Source organism: Paenibacillus sp. FSL P2-0136, from assembly GCF_037975325.1.
Taxonomy (GTDB): Bacteria; Bacillota; Bacilli; order Paenibacillales; family Paenibacillaceae; genus Paenibacillus_AQ; species Paenibacillus_AQ silagei.
In genome coordinates, this window is the sequence record NZ_CP150244.1 from 2136212 (window position 1) to 2153685 (window position 17474).

The following is a 17474-nucleotide window of genomic DNA, read 5'->3' on the forward strand; positions in this document are numbered from 1 at the left end:
CTCTATGAAGCAGTGTATGCGGCCAGCTGCCCTGTGGGTACGAAACCATGAATGAGTACAGCGATACATTTATGTAAATAACAGGCAATCGTGCGTTTCGGTTGATTCTTCTCTTGCATTTACTACTGTATTCCAATAGAAAGTGGTGAAGCAAATGAAAGAATCAGAGAAGAAGGCATTGCTGGCAAAACGTCAACTGATGGCTAAAAAAGCAAGAGCAGCGGCGGTAGTAAGACCCAAGAGACGGCGGATCAGACAGGTGCTTAATAATTTCATCGTGCTTGCGGTGAACAATAACAATGTCCCTTACGATACACAGGGCTGGACGGCTACACTGACCCGGAGCTCCGGCACTGTGATCACGGCTCAGTTCGATGAATTCGGCGTCGCCCAGTTTAATACGATCAGTACGCTGACAACAGTCAGCTACACGCTCCGAATTATCGATGCGGATAATGTGCAGCGCACACAGAAGTTCGTCCCGTCGAACCGCGAGTTTTTTGTAGCACGCTTCTAAGGTGGCGGACCTATTTATATTCTATGAACAGAGCAAGATAGAGAGCCAGATTGCATAGTGTAGCTGTGAATGACTGAACGAAAGAGCTGTTTCCGGGGCCGGAAGGCTGATGGGGCAGCTCTTTTTTGAAAGAATTTATATGTTTTGGGGTCCCCGCAAAGTATCTGAGTCATCATCGAAGCTAAAGCCTCACTTTGTGGGGTTTATTTTGCGGATACGTGTGAGATAATATTTCGTTTGTCAAGCATTAAGGCGAGTTGGCGGTAAAATATTGGCTTAATGTACAATCCCGTCCACTGAATTCAGCTCTTATGACAATAAACCTTCCATCAATGTTCAAAAGCGGGGGCATACCCTATATAATATCGCCATAGATGTATATCAGGGATTATGGAACAGATTGTAAAGTGAGCAGCAGCTATGAGCTGAAGATGCCCCGGAAAGGTCTGAGGAATGATGAGCCTGGAAGCCTTGAATGAACGTGTGAACACGGATCTCGCTTATCTCGCCTATGGCGGCGCGGATTGGGTCCGCCCTGTGGAGCATGATGAAGGCCATGTCTATGATGTCGTCATTGTGGGTGGGGGCCAGAGCGGGCTTGGTGCGGCTTTTGGCTTGCTGCGCGAACGGATCTCGAATCTGCTGATCATCGATGAGAATCGTGACGGGCTGGAGGGGCCGTGGGAGACCTATGCCCGGATGGTGACGCTTCGCACACCCAAGCATCTGACCTCGATTGATCTCGGAATTCCGTCGCTGACCTTCCGCTCCTGGTGGGAGGCTCAGCATGGAACGGCCGCCTGGAGTGAGGTGGACAAAATCCCGCGCGGCCAGTGGATGGAGTATCTGCGCTGGTACCGGCAGATTCTGAAGCTGCCGGTACGTAACGAGGTGCAGCTAAGGCTGATTGAACCTGGTGACGACGGAATCTACCGTCTGCAGGTTACAGGAACGGGGGCGCAGGCTGGAACACTGCTGGCGCGTAAGGTGGTGCTGGCTACAGGTATTCAAGGCGGAGGGCAGTGGCATGTTCCGCCAATGATTGCAGATTATCTGCCGGAGCACCTGTACGCCCACACCTCCCGGCAGATTGACTTCGCTGCCCTGCGCGGCAAGCGGGTGGGGATTCTAGGCGGCGGGGCGTCCGCCTTCGACAATGCCAATTACGCGCTTCAGGAGGGCGCGGCTGAGGCCCAGGTCTTCGTCCGCCGGGCGCAGCTTCCGGGGGTGAACCCGATCCGCCAGATGGAGGGCTCAGGTATGATTGAGCGGTTCCATACCTTGGCGGATGCGGACAAATATGCAGTGATCTCGCATTTCTTCCAGTATAATCAGCCGCCGACTAGCGATACCTTCCGCCGTGCAGCGGCATGGCCCGGCTTCCGGCTGCACCTCGGCTCGCCGTGGCTGAAGGTGGAGGCTTCGGGGGAGCAGGCGGTGGTGACTACGCCCGCGGGAGAGTTCAGCTTCGACTATCTGATTGTCAGCACGGGCCTGCTTAGCGATCCTGCCCTGCGGCCGGAGCTGCGGCAGGTGGAGCCTCATATTGCCCGCTGGAGCGACCGGTACACGGCGCCTGCGGGAGCGGCGAATCCGCTGCTGGATGCGCACCCTTACCTTAGCCCAGGCTTTGCGCTTCAGAGCCGGGATGAAGCAGGCCGCAAGCTGCTGCATGGCTTATTCGTGTTCAACTATTCCGCTCTGGCCAGCTGCGGGTTATCGGCATCGGCCATCTCGGGCCTGCGGAATGCGATTCCTAGACTGGTCAGCGGCGTGGCTGACCAGCTGTTCCTGGATGACCGGCAGCAGATCCTACAGGCTTATTATGAGTACGATGAGATTGAATTTACAGGCCAGTAAGACGGCCGGAAGAGGCTGTACCTGAGGCGGGCAATGACCTCTGGTGCAGCCTCTTGGCGTGCAGAGCGAATAGATGGGGCCAGTGCCTGAGAGCTGACGGGCAGCCGGGTCAGGCAGTAATTCTGGCGTACAGCGCGAAGAACAGCGCCAGCTCGCCCATGATCAGGACATTCGGTACATGGACTATAAGATCCAGCACATAGAAGCAGGCCAGAATGACGGTCAGCCCTGCCAGCGGCTTCATTCCCAGCCGATGCTGCTTATGCCTGTAGACCTGGAAGACCAGTGTCGTGGAAGCGAAGTAGAGCAGCACCGAGCCGAACAACAGGTTCAGCATCTGCCCATAATGAAGCTGATCCAGGAACAATAGCTGGATTGACGCAGCAAGCATACATAGCGACAGATAAATGAACAGATGCCCGTAGATAATGGTCTGTCCGGCAGTCTGGATGTGCATATCGACCTTCTTCTCCAGGTTGTCATAATACTGCCACCATATGGCGATGATCAGGACAAAGGTGAGCGCAGCGAAGCCGACAGATGGCCCGGTCCAGCGGCTGGATTGCAGCACGGCGAGGATGCTAACCACGGATTCGCCGAGCAGGATCAAGGCGAACAGGGAGAAGCGCTCCAGCAGATGATGGGTATTGGGGGGCGTCTTCACCAGAATCCTCCGTCCCGTCAGCGGCAGAATGATGTCCAGCATAATTCCTGCGTACAGTACCGCATACCGCAGCCAAGAATCGAAGAACAGGGAGCAGGCCGAAATCGCAAGTCCAATCCAGAAGCGTGATCCCAGATAGCGGGCCGTGTCGCGCAGATGCCCGCTTTCTCTGGAATGGCTGTAATGATACTGGACCGCGGTCATGATCCGGAGTCCGAGGTAGCCAATCAGAAACGGCAGATAGTTGGCATCGAAATCTACGGACAGGCTGGCTGTCATAATCAATACGAAGAACAACTGGATAATCAGAAAAATCCGGTGCATCACCGTATCCTGACCATAGCGGTTAACGAAAAGCGTCTGGCCGACCCAGGCCCACCAGATCGGAATGAAGATCAGTACGAATTTGCCCAGTGTCTCAAGGGACAGGGCCTCGTCTTCTACATGCAGCAGCACATGGCTGGCTTTGGAGACCGCAGCGACAAACAGCAGATCGTAGAAGAGCTCCAGCCAGGTTACCTTTTTGATGATCATTGCGTTAGTCCCCTTTGCTTGCCGAATGTTTGCCCGGAGCCGTCCGGTTTACAAGTATAATAATGGCTCTCCACAGAAGAAGGCAAGAATATCTGTGACAACTGGAGAGGTTGCCCTGGCGGCAATTGACCTGACGGGCACACTCATTGATAATAAAGAGGTTCATATTCTTGAGAGAATGGGAGTAGAAGCATGTCATATCGCAATATGGAAGAATGTATTATTGACCTGGAGAAGCACGGGCATTTAATTCGCATACATGAAGAGGTGGACCCGCATCTGGAGATGGCGGCGATACATATGAAGGTCTATGAGGCAGGCGGTCCCGCCCTGCTGTTCGAGAAGGTCCGGGGCTCGAAGTACCGGGCGGTCTCGAATCTGTTCGGAACGATCGAGCGCAGCAAGTTCATCTTCCGCGACACTTGGGAATCGTCGCAGGCGGTCATCGCCCTGCGCAGCAATCCCATGAAGGCGCTCAAGCAGCCTTTGCGGTATATCGGGACAGGCCTTGCCGCCCGTAAAGCGTTGCCGATCAAGAAGGGCAGCGGCGTGCCGGCCGGATTCGAGGAGATTCAAATCTCCGATCTTCCGCAGATTAAGCACTGGCAGGGCGACGGCGGGGCATTCGTCACGCTTCCGCAGGTGTACTCCGAAGATCCCGATAAGCCGGGCATTATGAACTCCAATCTGGGAATGTACCGTATCCAGCTTAGCGGCAACGAATATGAGCTGAATAAGGAAGTGGGCGTCCATTACCAGATTCACCGCGGCATCGGCATTCATCAGGCCCACGCGAACAGACGCGGCGAGCCGCTGAAGGTAAGCTGCTTCATCGGCGGCCCCCCTGCGCATACGCTCTCGGCGGTGATGCCGCTGCCGGAGGGCTTAAGTGAAATGACCTTTGCCGGGCTGCTCTCGGGGCGTCATTTCCGCTACAGCTATGTAGACGGCTTCTGCGTCAGCAGCGATGCTGACTTCGTCATTACCGGAGAGATTCATCCCGGGGAGACGAAGCCGGAGGGGCCGTTCGGCGATCATCTGGGCTACTATAGCCTGACTCACCCGTTTCCGGTGATGAGAGTTCACAAGGTTTACGCCAAAAAAGGGGCCATCTTCCCCTTCACGGTGGTCGGCCGTCCGCCGCAGGAGGACACTGCCTTCGGAGAGCTCATTCATGAGCTGACCGGAGGGGCGATCCGCTCGGAGATTCCGGGCGTGAAGGAGGTACATGCGATAGATGCTGCGGGAGTGCACCCGCTGCTGTTCGCGATCGGCAGTGAGCGCTATACCCCGTATCAGCAACTTAAGCAGCCTGCAGAGCTGCTGACGATCAGCAACCGGATTCTCGGAACTGGCCAGCTCAGTCTGGCGAAATATCTGTTCATCACGGCAGAAGAGGACAAGCCGGTCAGCACGCATGATATCGCCGGGTTCCTGACCTACATCCTGGAGCGGATCAATCTGCGCCGCGATATTCACTTCCAGACGAATACAACGATCGATACGCTGGATTATTCCGGCACCGGGATCAACAGCGGAAGCAAGGTAGTCTTCGCAGCTGTAGGGGAGCAGAAGCGGAGCTTGTGCACGGAGGTGCCTGAGGTTCTTCAGCAGGTGGAGCAGGGCTGGGGCCCGGCGGCGATGATTATGCCGGGGATTGTCGCCATGCAGGGGAAGCCGTTCCGGGATTACGCCTCGGCGGCAGAGGAAATCTCCGGCCTGAGCGCTGCGATTGCAGCGCAGGGGGCGCTTGATTCCTGTCCGATGATTATTCTGTGCGATGACAGCAGCTTCATGTCGGAGTCGCTGAACAACTTCCTGTGGGCGACCTTCACCCGCAGCAATCCGTCCCATGACATCCATGGGGTGAACAGCACGGTGGAGCATAAGCACTGGGCCTGTGATAATGTGATCATCGATGCCCGGGTGAAGCCGCATCAAGCGCCGCCGTTAATTCCTGACCCCGAGGTGCAGCGGAGGATTGAGCGGGTATTTAGTGAAGGAGCAAGCTTGGGTGGACTGCGGAGCCGTAAGGGGTGAAGTAGCACTTCTATAACCGCTGAAACCGCTGAAAAGAGGGGTTGTATGGCTGAGCTATTCGGGGTGCTTTTTGAAGTTATGTTGGATCTCCTGCTCTACCGTAAGGACCGTAAACGGAGGAGAGAACGAAGAAGAGAGAGAAGAATAGCGCGGAGAATGAAAAGGCAGGGGCGTTTGTAGACGCCCTGTCTTTTATTTGCTGGCTGTTGGATGTTAAACGCATAAACGTCATTTATGATAATAATGACGTTTATGCGTTTTTTTGTCGTTGCCGAAAATGTATGCGAAAACAAATATGTCTTTCAAGACACAACTCCAGCATAAAAATGCGCAGCACGGAGGTGTGCGGACCAAATGTAATCGAAAAACCGACCACAATGCGCAGCGTGGAGGCTGAGCAGACCAAATGTAATCGAAAAACCGACCACAATTCGCAGCGTGGAGGCGAGCGGACCAAATGTAATCGAAAAACTGACCACAATGCGCAGCGTGGAGGCGAGCGGACCAAATGTAATCGAAAAACCGACCACAATACGCAGCACGGAGGTGTGCGGAGGTAGCGTCAAGAAGTTTGTGTAAAAGAGTAGAAGTGCCTCCCCCGGGTTACGGGTTGGGATGTAGTGTTTCTGGGGGGAGGGGGAACCCCGACTCCCAGAAACTGGATTTCTCTGTTACGCCTCTTCCGGTGTGGGCAAAGAGGGGTAGCGTGTTTCGAATAGCTCTTTTAGCTTCTTTTTAACGGCATCCACTCCAAAGCCTTGGGCGACCCGCCCTGCATGACGTTCATTGTATTCCAGCATCTCCAGGTACACGATTTTCTCTGCGGCATCCATGTTTGTCAGACTGTTCATCGGTTTCAGACGCTTGCGGATTTCCTTGTTCATCCGCTCGATGGGGTTCGACGTGTAGATCGCTTTACGGATCGACAGCGGATAGTTGTAGAACGTCAGGAGTGTGGATAACTGTTCCTCCCAGGACCTCATTTCCTTCGGATACAGCTTGTTCCACTTCGCTTTGACCGTATCAAAGTTAGCCCGGGCGACCACTTCATCCGGTGCCGTATATACGGTTTTCAACGCCTCCATGACATCGGTTTTGTGCTCCACCCGAATTTTATGAAACGTGGCCCGCACTTTGTGCACTACGCAATGCTGTACATCCGCCTGAGGATAGGTCTCTTTAAACGCCGCATCCAGTCCCGGTAGCCCGTCAAACACACCCAGCAGGACTTCCTGCGCTCCGCGGTCGTACAGGTCTTTGAGTACCTCCCGCCAGCCATTCGAACTCTCTTGGCCACCCACGTAGAACCCGAGAATTTGACGCTGGCCCTCCTCGTCAATTCCCATCGCAAAGTAGACCACTTCACCACGAACCGTGCCCCGTTTCAGCTTCACGTACAGCCCATCTAAATAGATGACGGAGTACCGTTTGCTCAGTGGCCGTTTCTGCCACTGGTGGATATCGTCTAGCACCGTAGCCGTAATATTGCTGACCGTGGTGGGGGAGTAGTGGCTGCCAAACATACTTTCAATGAACCGGGCCACATCCCGCGTACCCATGCCCGATTTATACATTTGGATGACGGCCTCTTCTAACCATCCGTCCCGCCGCTGGTACGGCTCAAACAACTGCGTCTGGAAAAGGCTTTGGCGGTCCCGGGGCACCTGAAGATCCTCGATATGGCCGTATTTCGTGTGTAAGTCTCGCGTATAGTAGCCATTGCGACTATTGCTGGCGCCGGCTTCTTCACTCTCCATAAACCCCTGGATTTCGGCGCGCAACAGGCGTTCCATGTTGTCTTTCACAAAATCTTTAACAAGTTTTTCAAATAGATTATTCAGCGAACTTTCGGGTAAAATATTCATTGGTAGGGTTCCTCCTTGGTGGTTTCGCAATCCCGAGGATACCCTACTTTTTTGGTGCCTGACTAGGCTCCAAATCTTGGTACACAACTTACTTTACGCCATCTGTGCGGACCAAATGTAATCGAAAAACCGAACATAATTGGACCGGGCGTGCCGCGTAGGTCGTGCGTTTATCGCAAGAGACGTATTTTCACAGAAAAACAGAGTGCAATCGAATGTGAAAGTGTAGCTGCTCAGTTCTGGCTGCCTGGCCATGTGTAGGACTTGATGATGTCTTGGCTGCCGTCCATTCTGTGAAGCTTGAAGGTGAAGACGTTGTCAGTACGTCCGGTGAAGTAGATATAGTCTCCCGGGAACATAAAATCGGGCTGCTCTACTTCGCGCTGGCGCTCTGCACTGAGCAGCTGCTTATATAACACAGTCTGCTTACCAGTAGCGCGGTCAACTAGGGTCAGGAAGGCAGTGTCTGTAGGGCGTACCAGCAGAACATCCGGGTATACGGCTTCGACATTGTAGTAGACATCCTGGGCAACGGTTGCACCCAGCAGTTTCGGTATATCTACGGTCTCGCTGACCGCTCCGGTCCCATCCTCAATGAGCCTTAGTGTGCGGCCGTCATTGAATACCAGCTTGCCGTCGGCCCAGACCGGGGCTGTGCCGAAGGAGGTATGGATATTCGTATGCCCCTGGCGGATCACACTGTTATTCTTCACTAGATAGGTGTAATACTCTGCATGCACATGGGGCTCGCCATACGAATTGACGACTTGAAGCAGTGTCAGACCGGCGGGTGTGCGCTCGAAAGTGAAATCCACTACATCCAGTCCTTTGCCGAGAACAGCAAGCTTATGCTTAGTGTTCTGCTTCGTAGTCAGATAGAGCTCCCCGCTGTCCAGCGACAAGGAGTACACTCCGCCGTCGAACACTTCTGAATAACCGCGGTACATATGCAGACCGTTGGCCCGTATTGTATTGGTGGCGGCATCCCATCTTACGGGGCCGCCTTCAAGGGCCGCCACCACAAACTTGACGGGCACATACAACTGCTTATCTGCCATATAAGGTGTACCTCCAAGGGAGACCTTCTTCCCGTCCAGTACGCCGGTGGATTGACCAAGCTTCATGCTGAAGCTTTTGTTCCACCCGCTGAAGGTGGCCGTTTTGTCCGCGTTATTCCACTTGACCTTAAGTCCCATGATTGTGACCAGGTTAGCTGGCATATAAGAGACCCCGTTCTTGATCTGTGCGGTGCCTCCGGCCATGCCTGATGTTCCGCTTCCGTTGTTGTAGGTTAATTGGAGCTGCACGTCCGGGGCGGGCTTGGCCGAAGCCGAAACGGCTTCAGCTCCTCCGGCCAGAGCCAGTGCAAGTGCGGGGAGGAGTAATAACCTCCGGGTGATCTTCATGTTCATCATCCTTTCTGGGGGCGCGGCGGCTGCTACATCAGCCGTCCCCCGTACCGTGACCCATAGGCTGAACCACGGATTGTACAGTAGCCTTTGTTACAGATTCATAACCCTCCAGGGGGTGAATAGCTATAACGGCCAAGCTACATGACATTAGAAGCATAATCATTTTTCTTATCATTGGATTCTTGCACCTCTCCAATCAGAAGTCTGTATTGTTCTGTCTGTTCCTCAGTGGCTTGATGCCGGAATTGTTCAAACAGATTCACACATTTAATGATTATGCTATCACTCTTTATTTTAGCAGAAGATTCCAGACTTTGCAGAAGGAAGGCCATTCCTTCCAGGCGGTGATTGCGTAAATAATAGTTGGCTAATTCCGCTAGAAAGGTAGAGTACTGGTCGGCCAGGATCTGCTGGTTGTGAAGCTCGCCGAAGTCCTTCAGATTGGTCCGGTAAGGGATATAGGAAGGGAACTGTTCAAGCACCTCATCCACATTCCAGGAGAAGCGGTTGGCTGAGATCACAATATGGTACAGGGCTACAAAGATCTCACTGGCATGCGGAGCAATATAGGCCACATATTCAGGCAGCACTCCATAGTCGCCGGACATCATCCGGTAGAGGAGGGTATTGGCTGTACCCCATTCCTGAAATTGGTCCAGGATGTGCCGGGTGTCTTCCCCTTTTTCGCGTATCCAGCTCCTATCCATATATAGAGCTACGTATTTCAGCGCCGATTCATAGTCCCGGAATTCTTCGCACACGCTTGCCCGCATCAGATGCGAATACAGCGCGTAGAAGAATACCGGCTTCTCCGGGCATTTATCCTGGCGGTCTCTGCGCTGCGAACGGTGCAGATGGTGGTAGCTGAGCATGGCAAGACGGTGCATCTCCTGAGCCAGCGCGTCCACCTTGTCCCATTTGTGCAGCGAGTAATAGACATGCATCAGAGCTTTCAGTCCATCGAGCTGATCAGACACCTCAAGCCGTTCAATATAACATTCGAATAAAAGAGCAGCCTGGAGGTTGAGTGTCTGGCTGTCTCCTAGGGCAATGCGGAACAAACGGTACTGGCAGAGGGCCAGCCGCTCGGAATGCTGATACTTCTCGCTCGCGCTGATATTCTTGTACAGCACGGCTGCCGCCTGCCAGTGATGCTGCTGGAACAAGTCCTCGGCCACTTCAAAAAGCATCGGAGCATAGGTTAGGTTGTCCAGCAGATTTTTGACTACTAGCTCTATACAGTCCAGCCGCCCCAACTCCGCCGAATTCAGGATGAAGGGGCGCAGCCGCCGCCAGGTGGGTGCCGAATATAAAAAACACTCATCGACATACATGCTATAGAAATGATCCTCCGGCAATGACATGCCCCGGGTGATCAATTTCAGGTGATTCATGGCAATCGGCTGCTGACCGCTAAGGATACGGCTTAAGGTGCCGGAATTAACGCCGGACTGAATGGAGAACTGGTTGATGGACAACTGCTGGGAATAGAGATAAGCCTCAAGATGACTGCGAATCGTTGTGAGAGGCTTCAAGGGATCACCGCCTGACTGAATTCCATATTATGGATTATTGTATATGTGTATAATATAAGTCATTATTCCAATGGTCAATAGAGTGATGGGGAGAAACCGTGAACAATGGAAAAAAGCATTCCCGTGGTCCCAGGAACGCTTAGTCTTCATAGGCGGGCAGACAGCGGATCAGGCGGTGTAAATCCCTGCTTCATTCTTGATCCTGCGGCGCTCGATGACTTCTTCATAATCCTTAATCAGTCTGTCAAAAATCTGCTCCCAGGAGCGCTGGAGGGCTTGGTGCCGCCCTTCACGGCCCATTGCGCTCCGCAGCAGGGGCCTGGCGGCGGCGGTGCAGATCTGCTCTGCCATGGCTGCCGGGCTGCGCGGCCCGAACAGCATGCCGGTGACACCGGGTGCGATCAGCTCCCGCGTTCCGCCTGCATCTGCGGCGATCACGGGAAGCCCCGACGCCATGGCTTCAAGCACGACGTTGCCGAAGGTCTCCGTGCAGGAGGGGAAGACGAACAGATCGGCGGAGGCGTACAGCTCTGCCAGCTCTTCGCCGTGTCTGGCACCGGTGAAGGTGACATTCTCCGGTGCCTGCGACTTCAGCTCAGGCAGCAGCGGGCCATCGCCGACAATCACCAGCTGAACCTTTGAACGCACGGACTCCGGCAGGAGCTGCATAGCCTGAAGGAGGGTGGTGAGATCTTTTTCCGGGGCAATCCGTCCAACATAGAGCATCATCAGCGCTGCTCCCTTGCCGTAACGCTCCCTGGTCTCTTCTCTTCGTCTCTCCGGCGAGTAGAGGGTACAGTCCACGCCTCTGGACCATAAGCGCAGCCGGGTGAAGCCCTCCATGCGCAAGCTGGTTAGGGTCTCGCGGGAAGGGGCCAGGACGGCATCGCAGGACCGGTGATACCACTTCATGTATTTCCAGTAGAGCGGGAGGATTCTTCTCATTTTGTAATATTCGAGGTAACGGTCGAAGTGGGTGTGATAGGAGGCGACATGGGGGAGCTGCTGCTTGCGGGCATACCGGAGGCCGGTTAAGCCGATATTGAACGGGGTGGCGAGATGGAGCAGGTCAGGGGCGAACGCAGCCAGTTCACTCTGCATGGAGGACATGCCGAGCAGGGCCAGCCTGCACTCGGGATAGAGGAAAAAGGGGATGCTGGCCACGGGTCTGACAGGATCGGGGTAGCTGCTCTCCGGGGCGGATTTTGGCGTGAACAGCAGATGTTCAATTCCCCGGCGGTGCAGGTGGCTGGTCAGCCGGCCGAGTGTACGGGCAACGCCATTCGTCTGCGGAAGAAAAGTGTCCGTGAATAGAGCCAGACGCATCGGTATCCCTCCCAGTAATCTTGTTGCCTTGATCTTAACAACCAACTATTACTTGGAGATCAACCGCAGGTTAAACATCTTGCATGAAGAGGGGATTTTGCAGAGAGGACAAGGGAGGACTAGGGAGGACTAGGGAAGACCGGGGAGGACTAGGGCAATAAGGTTAAAGGAAGCGTGGAGCGGGTATAAATGAGGTATCAGGAATGAAGGAGGTATAAGGAGATGAGCAAAGATCTGCCGCCCGAGGTTCCGCCGAAGGTTGTCCCTGATGTGAAGCCGGATATCCTCCCGGAGCCGGTTGTGATCCCGCCGGAGGTTGTGCCGGAGAAGCATCCCGAAATCGTACCGCCGGAGCAGCCGGATATGGTGCCACCGGCCCCGCCCGAGATTCTTCCGAATGATCCGCTGTAAGCTGGAATGCTGTCTGACAGAAGGATAATGTATAAATTGTGCTGAGCGCCCGGGGAACCGAGCGTTTTTATGATTATATAGGAAACTATAGTTTCCTGCTGCTGTGGAAAAGGTGAGTGTAAATTTGTGGATATGAGTTCTTGGAAAGAAGGAGAGTGTATGTGAAAAACAGCATACATTGTGCTCGCGAGCAGGCATATGGACCAAATGTATGTGAAAAACAGCATACATTGTGCTCGCAAGCAGGCACACGGTCTGAATGTATGTGAAAAACAGCATAGATTGTGCTCGCGAGCAGGCATATGGACCAAATGTATGTGAAAAACAGCATACATTGTGCTCGCAAGCGATGGCGTAAAGTAAGTTGTGTACCAAGATTTGGAGCCTAGTCAGGCACCAAAAAAGTAGGGTATCCTCGGGATTGCGAAACCACCAAGGAGGAACCCTACCAATGAATATTTTACCCGAAAGTTCTCTGAATAATCTATTTGAAAAACTTGTTAAAGATTTTGTGAAAGACAACATGGAACGCCTGTTGCGCGCCGAAATCCAGGGGTTTATGGAGAGTGAAGAAGCCGGCGCCAGCAATAGTCGCAATGGCTACTATACGCGAGATTTACACACGAAATACGGCCATATCGAGGATCTTCAGGTGCCCCGGGACCGCCAAAGCCTTTTCCAGACGCAGTTGTTTGAGCCGTACCAGCGGCGGGACGGATGGTTAGAAGAGGCCGTCATCCAAATGTATAAATCGGGCATGGGTACGCGGGATGTGGCCCGGTTCATTGAAAGTATGTTTGGCAGCCACTACTCCCCCACCACGGTCAGCAATATTACGGCTACGGTGCTAGACGATATCCACCAGTGGCAGAAACGGCCACTGAGCAAACGGTACTCCGTCATCTATTTAGATGGGCTGTACGTGAAGCTGAAACGGGGCACGGTTCGTGGTGAAGTGGTCTACTTTGCGATGGGAATTGACGAGGAGGGCCAGCGTCAAATTCTCGGGTTCTACGTGGGTGGCCAAGAGAGTTCGAATGGCTGGCGGGAGGTACTCAAAGACCTGTACGACCGCGGAGCGCAGGAAGTCCTGCTGGGTGTGTTTGACGGGCTACCGGGACTGGATGCGGCGTTTAAAGAGACCTATCCTCAGGCGGATGTACAGCATTGCGTAGTGCACAAAGTGCGGGCCACGTTTCATAAAATTCGGGTGGAGCACAAAACCGATGTCATGGAGGCGTTGAAAACCGTATATACGGCACCGGATGAAGTGGTCGCCCGGGCTAACTTTGATACGGTCAAAGCGAAGTGGAACAAGCTGTATCCGAAGGAAATGAGGTCCTGGGAGGAACAGTTATCCACACTCCTGACGTTCTACAACTATCCGCTGTCGATCCGTAAAGCGATCTACACGTCGAACCCCATCGAGCGGATGAACAAGGAAATCCGCAAGCGTCTGAAACCGATGAACAGTCTGACAAACATGGATGCCGCAGAGAAAATCGTGTACCTGGAGATGCTGGAATACAATGAACGTCATGCAGGGCGGGTCGCCCAAGGCTTTGGAGTGGATGCCGTTAAAAAGAAGCTAAAAGAGCTATTCGAAACACGCTACCCCTCTTTGCCCACACCGGAAGAGGCGTAACAGAGAAATCCAGTTTCTGGGAGTCGGGGTTCCCCCTCCCCCCAGAAACACTACATCCCAACCCGTAACCCGGGGGAGGCACTTCTACTCTTTTACACAAACTTCTTGACGCTACCTCGCAAGCAGGCACACGGTCTGAATGTATGTGAAAAACAGCATACATTGTGTTCGCGAGCAGGAGGGGCGTTCAGACAAGCAAGAAGTCACTGTAAAGGGAAATAGGTGGATTTTGTACACTTGCTGATGACCAAAAGCCCTCTGCTGCAACAATAGTTGGAATAACAACACTTAATTCGCACATATCCTCCAAAGTAGCGAAAAGTAACTGGAATAAATGTACAAAATGCACTTCTTACCCGATATTCTTGAGAAACCGGCGAAATTAAGATACGTTTTTCCAATTGTTTGCGGCAGGCAGCCGTCTCCTCAGCTGGGAAAGGGTGCGGCGGTAATAGAGACGTTGGCTGACGTTTGGTAGGCTCAACCTCAACTCCCAGGGAGACTTGTCCAGATCGGCTCGGCGAATTGATTCTGCAGATTCATGCTGCAATCCTTGCCGGTATCGTAGGAGCGGTTGCCCAGTGCCAGTGTGAACTGCTCAAGCTTGCGGCTTGCCGCAGCGGAGTCCTCCGTACATTCCAGCCAATCGGCAAGCGCTCCGAGCACAGTCCGTCCTTCCGCAAGGGCCGCCTCCCACAGCTCCCACACAGATTCGGTCTGCACCTCGGAATATAGTGCAGGATGCCGCCACCGGGAGTGCCGCTCATTCAGATAATCCAGCCGTTCCTCGCGGGCAGTGAGCTTCCGTGAGAACAACCGGCGGGTACGGCCCCAGGTTATAGCCTTCTTCCAGCCCTTCGGGTCATACAGGCATTTCTGAGCCAGCACCATATCGCGGTACGCGCTCTGCCAGATCTCTGCGGGCAGTCGATCCATAGTCTCCGGGTAATGCTTAAGGGCGGTGGCATGAAGAATGCGATGAACCGGCTCAGGCAGCCGGGCACCTGTGTCAATTGTGGCCCAGGCAGCGTGCTGCCAGGTGTTCATCCCGTGCAGCCGCTTCATGAACAAAGTGTCCAGGTCAATCTCAAACCGCTGATGGGCACGGTACTTATAGCCCGCCTTCCAGTTAATATAGGGATGGAGGTTGCGGTCCAGCAGATGATGGGTCAGGAAACCGAGGAAATAGAGCTGGACCTGGGCCGCTTCCGTTCCTTTAAGTCTCCGGGCAGCCTCCCAGAAATCAACAAGTACAGGCCCGCAACTCTGCGTATGCATCTGGTCTCCGAGATGAAGTGCCCCGGTATCTCGTCTCCAAGGAAGAAAGCTGTGATATAGCAGGAAATCCGGACCCTGACAGCCGAGATTATAGAGCCGCAGCTGTTGTTCCAGCAGGTGGAGACACGGGAAACGGCTGCTGAATTCTCCGGCCAGCTGCTGACCGAATTCAATATGCATCCAGATATTGGGCATGATTGATCCTCCTACTAGTTATGATGGATACCGTGCAGTGATAATCTGAATCCATTCTAATGCCTATATGTTAAAACAAAATAAGAAATATGTGTGAAATTAGGCAGAGCTGTACATTCCCGTACATTAAGGTAGACATGATCACGGGCACAAGAGTATTCTTATATGGCCTTAAGACAACCATAACACTGTAATATGCAACTGGCAAAAGGAGGCCCATACCTATGAAGTCCCGTTCCTCTGAACGCGTTAAAATGCCTCCGGGATTCTGGACAGGAATAAGCCGCCTGGGGATTGCTGCCCGCGACGTAGCCCGCCAGGCACAGCTCCCTGTAACGATAACAACAGAAGCCACGGTTACCACTGCCCAATATTTCGCAATCTGGCAGGCGTATTCCGAGCTCGCCGGGGATCTTGCGTCAGGCATCACCAGGCTTGCGGCCGCCTTTGACACCGCGCAGTATCCTCCCGCCGTATTAGCGACGTATCACGCCCGTGACTACCGCGATGCCTTGCACCGCATGGTCAGGTACAAACAGATGTGTCCGCCCGAAAGCCTGCGGATGACTGAGGAGAACGGGCAGTGCACCATAGAACTGGAGTGGGGGTCTACAGGGCTGCCCGGTCCGCCGGTGCTGGCGGGGATCACGCTGGCTTTTCTCTTGGAGCTTGGAAGAAAGGGGACGGGTCAGCCCTTGAAAGCGCAGGCCGCCGAATTTGTCAACTCCATGGGCGATGAACAAGTGCTTGAAGCTTATTTCGGCTGCGCGATTCAAACAGGCGGGAAGTATAACCGGTTGACGCTACTGTCAAGTCAGCTGGACCTTCCCTTTGTTTCTTATAACAAAGAACTGCTGGAGATCCTTGCTCCTGCACTGGACCGCTCACTCGACGAACAGCTTGACAGCTTCTCTGTATCCGGGAGGGTCAAGGTGATCATTGCACACTGTCTCGCAGGTGGATGCCCCGACCTCCAGACAGTGGCGAAGGAGCTTACGATGAGCGGGCGGACCTTGCAGCGCCGGCTGACTGACGAGAATACGACCTTCAAGCAGCTTCTGACACAAGTCAGACATGAGCAGGCACAGAAGTACTTGGCAAATCCTTCGCTTGATCTTAAAGAGGCGGCGTATCTGACCGGGTATGAGGATCAGAACTCTTTCTTCCGTGCCTTCCGCCATTGGGAAGGGGTTACGCCTTCACAGTGGCGTGCGGAGCATCTGAATGGACACCTGAATAGTTGAGCACCTGAATGCACGAATTTGCTGAGCTGTAACTTTTGGCGTGTCCGGCAAGAAGCTTGGCGTAAGGTGCTAGTTACTGAACGATCCCAACAAGATAATATAATCACTATCCGCAACACAACAAGATATGAATAAGGAGAAGTGCATTATGGAGATGGGATTACACAATACAACAGCACTAGTTACAGGATCAACGAAGGGTATAGGAAAAGCCATCGCCATAGAGCTTGCTAAGGAAGGCGTCAACGTGCTGGTCAATGGGCGGAATAGGGAAGAGGTAGAACAGATTGTCCGTGAATTGAAGCTGAATTACCCGGCCACCGCTCCTCAGAATGCCGCAGCCGATCTTTCCGATCCTGAACAAAGACAAGCCTTATTCGCCCAATTCCCCAGCGTTGATATTCTGATCAACAGTATGGGCATTTATGAATTGATGCAGTATGAGGAAGTGGCCGATGACATCTGGGAGAAGTATTTCCGCACGAATGTGCTGGCTGCAAACGGATTAACGAAATTATATTTACCTGGAATGTTGAGCAGGAATTATGGCCGTGTGATCTTCATTGCCAGCGAAGAGGCGGTCATGCCCTCAGGACAAATGCCTCAATATGCGATGACCAAATCCATGCTGCTGTCCCTGTCCAAAAGTATCTCTAAAGTGACAGCAGGAACAGAGGTTACAGTGAATACCATCATGCCCGGACCAACACTCTCTGAAAAAGTGCATCACATCATTGAGGGAATGTATCCTGACGAAGATTTAACTTTTGCAGAAAAAGAGCAGAAATTCATGGCGGCCAATCTGCCGCAATCGGAATTACAGCGTTTCATCAAGCCGGTGGAAATCGGCAGGCTGGCTGCCTTCGTATGCAGTCCTTATGCGGCGGCCTTTAAAGGTTCTCCCATCCGCATGGATGGAGGGATGGTGCCGACTATATATTGATGGAG

The 17474-nt window shown here is 53.4% G+C and carries 13 protein-coding genes; 7 read left to right on the forward strand and 6 right to left on the reverse strand.

Annotated elements, in window-relative coordinates:
- The first annotated feature begins 154 nt into the window (after positions 1-154).
- Positions 155-517 carry a hypothetical protein gene (locus NYE26_RS08890; protein ID WP_076086360.1) on the forward strand — a complete coding sequence of 121 codons (363 nt, stop codon included), beginning with the start codon at positions 155-157 and terminating at the stop codon, positions 515-517.
- 456 nt (positions 518-973) lie between these two features.
- Positions 974-2377: an NAD(P)/FAD-dependent oxidoreductase gene (locus tag NYE26_RS08895; protein ID WP_339257412.1), complete on the forward strand. Its 1404-nt coding sequence runs from the start codon at positions 974-976 to the stop codon at positions 2375-2377.
- A 109-nt stretch (positions 2378-2486) separates the two neighbouring features.
- Here NYE26_RS08895 and NYE26_RS08900 read toward each other — a convergent pair whose 3' ends face one another.
- Positions 2487-3575, reverse strand: a complete 1089-nt coding sequence (locus NYE26_RS08900; protein WP_339255170.1) for a low temperature requirement protein A — start codon at positions 3573-3575, stop codon at positions 2487-2489.
- A gap of 192 nt (positions 3576-3767) precedes the next feature.
- Here NYE26_RS08900 and NYE26_RS08905 point away from each other — a divergent pair, with 192 nt between their 5' ends.
- Positions 3768-5615: a UbiD family decarboxylase gene (locus tag NYE26_RS08905; protein ID WP_339255171.1), complete on the forward strand. Its 1848-nt coding sequence runs from the start codon at positions 3768-3770 to the stop codon at positions 5613-5615.
- Between the two features lie 671 nt (positions 5616-6286).
- On the opposite strand, the gene NYE26_RS08910 is transcribed toward NYE26_RS08905, so the two are convergent.
- The 4 genes from NYE26_RS08910 to NYE26_RS08925 all read right to left on the reverse strand — a co-directional run bounded on the left by NYE26_RS08910 (position 6287) and on the right by NYE26_RS08925 (position 11753).
- Positions 6287-7480, reverse strand: a complete 1194-nt coding sequence (locus NYE26_RS08910) for an IS256 family transposase (RefSeq protein WP_339249823.1) — start codon at positions 7478-7480, stop codon at positions 6287-6289.
- Between the two features lie 233 nt (positions 7481-7713).
- The gene (locus NYE26_RS08915) at positions 7714-8895 is read right to left on the reverse strand and encodes a copper amine oxidase N-terminal domain-containing protein (RefSeq protein WP_339255172.1); all 1182 of its coding nucleotides are present in this window, start codon (positions 8893-8895) and stop codon (positions 7714-7716) included.
- Between the two features lie 134 nt (positions 8896-9029).
- Positions 9030-10427, reverse strand: coding sequence for a hypothetical protein (locus tag NYE26_RS08920; protein ID WP_036725409.1), 1398 nt, complete (start codon positions 10425-10427; stop codon positions 9030-9032).
- Positions 10428-10595: 168 nt separating this feature from the next.
- Positions 10596-11753: a glycosyltransferase family 1 protein gene (locus NYE26_RS08925; RefSeq protein WP_339255173.1), complete on the reverse strand. Its 1158-nt coding sequence runs from the start codon at positions 11751-11753 to the stop codon at positions 10596-10598.
- A gap of 222 nt (positions 11754-11975) precedes the next feature.
- Here NYE26_RS08925 and NYE26_RS08930 point away from each other — a divergent pair, with 222 nt between their 5' ends.
- Positions 11976-12164, forward strand: coding sequence for a hypothetical protein (locus tag NYE26_RS08930; protein WP_036725406.1), 189 nt, complete (start codon positions 11976-11978; stop codon positions 12162-12164).
- 451 nt (positions 12165-12615) lie between these two features.
- A complete protein-coding gene (locus NYE26_RS08935) occupies positions 12616-13809 on the forward strand; it encodes an IS256 family transposase (protein ID WP_339249823.1) in 1194 nt (397 codons plus the stop codon).
- A 486-nt stretch (positions 13810-14295) separates the two neighbouring features.
- On the opposite strand, the gene NYE26_RS08940 is transcribed toward NYE26_RS08935, so the two are convergent.
- Positions 14296-15282: a zinc dependent phospholipase C family protein gene (locus NYE26_RS08940; protein ID WP_339255174.1), complete on the reverse strand. Its 987-nt coding sequence runs from the start codon at positions 15280-15282 to the stop codon at positions 14296-14298.
- A 224-nt stretch (positions 15283-15506) separates the two neighbouring features.
- On the opposite strand from NYE26_RS08940, the gene NYE26_RS08945 reads away from it, so the two are divergent.
- Positions 15507-16526 carry a helix-turn-helix domain-containing protein gene (locus NYE26_RS08945; RefSeq protein WP_339255175.1) on the forward strand — a complete coding sequence of 340 codons (1020 nt, stop codon included), beginning with the start codon at positions 15507-15509 and terminating at the stop codon, positions 16524-16526.
- A gap of 148 nt (positions 16527-16674) precedes the next feature.
- Entirely contained in the window at positions 16675-17469 is a 795-nt protein-coding gene (locus NYE26_RS08950; protein WP_339255176.1) for an SDR family oxidoreductase, read from the forward strand.
- Positions 17470-17474: the final 5 nt, after the last annotated feature.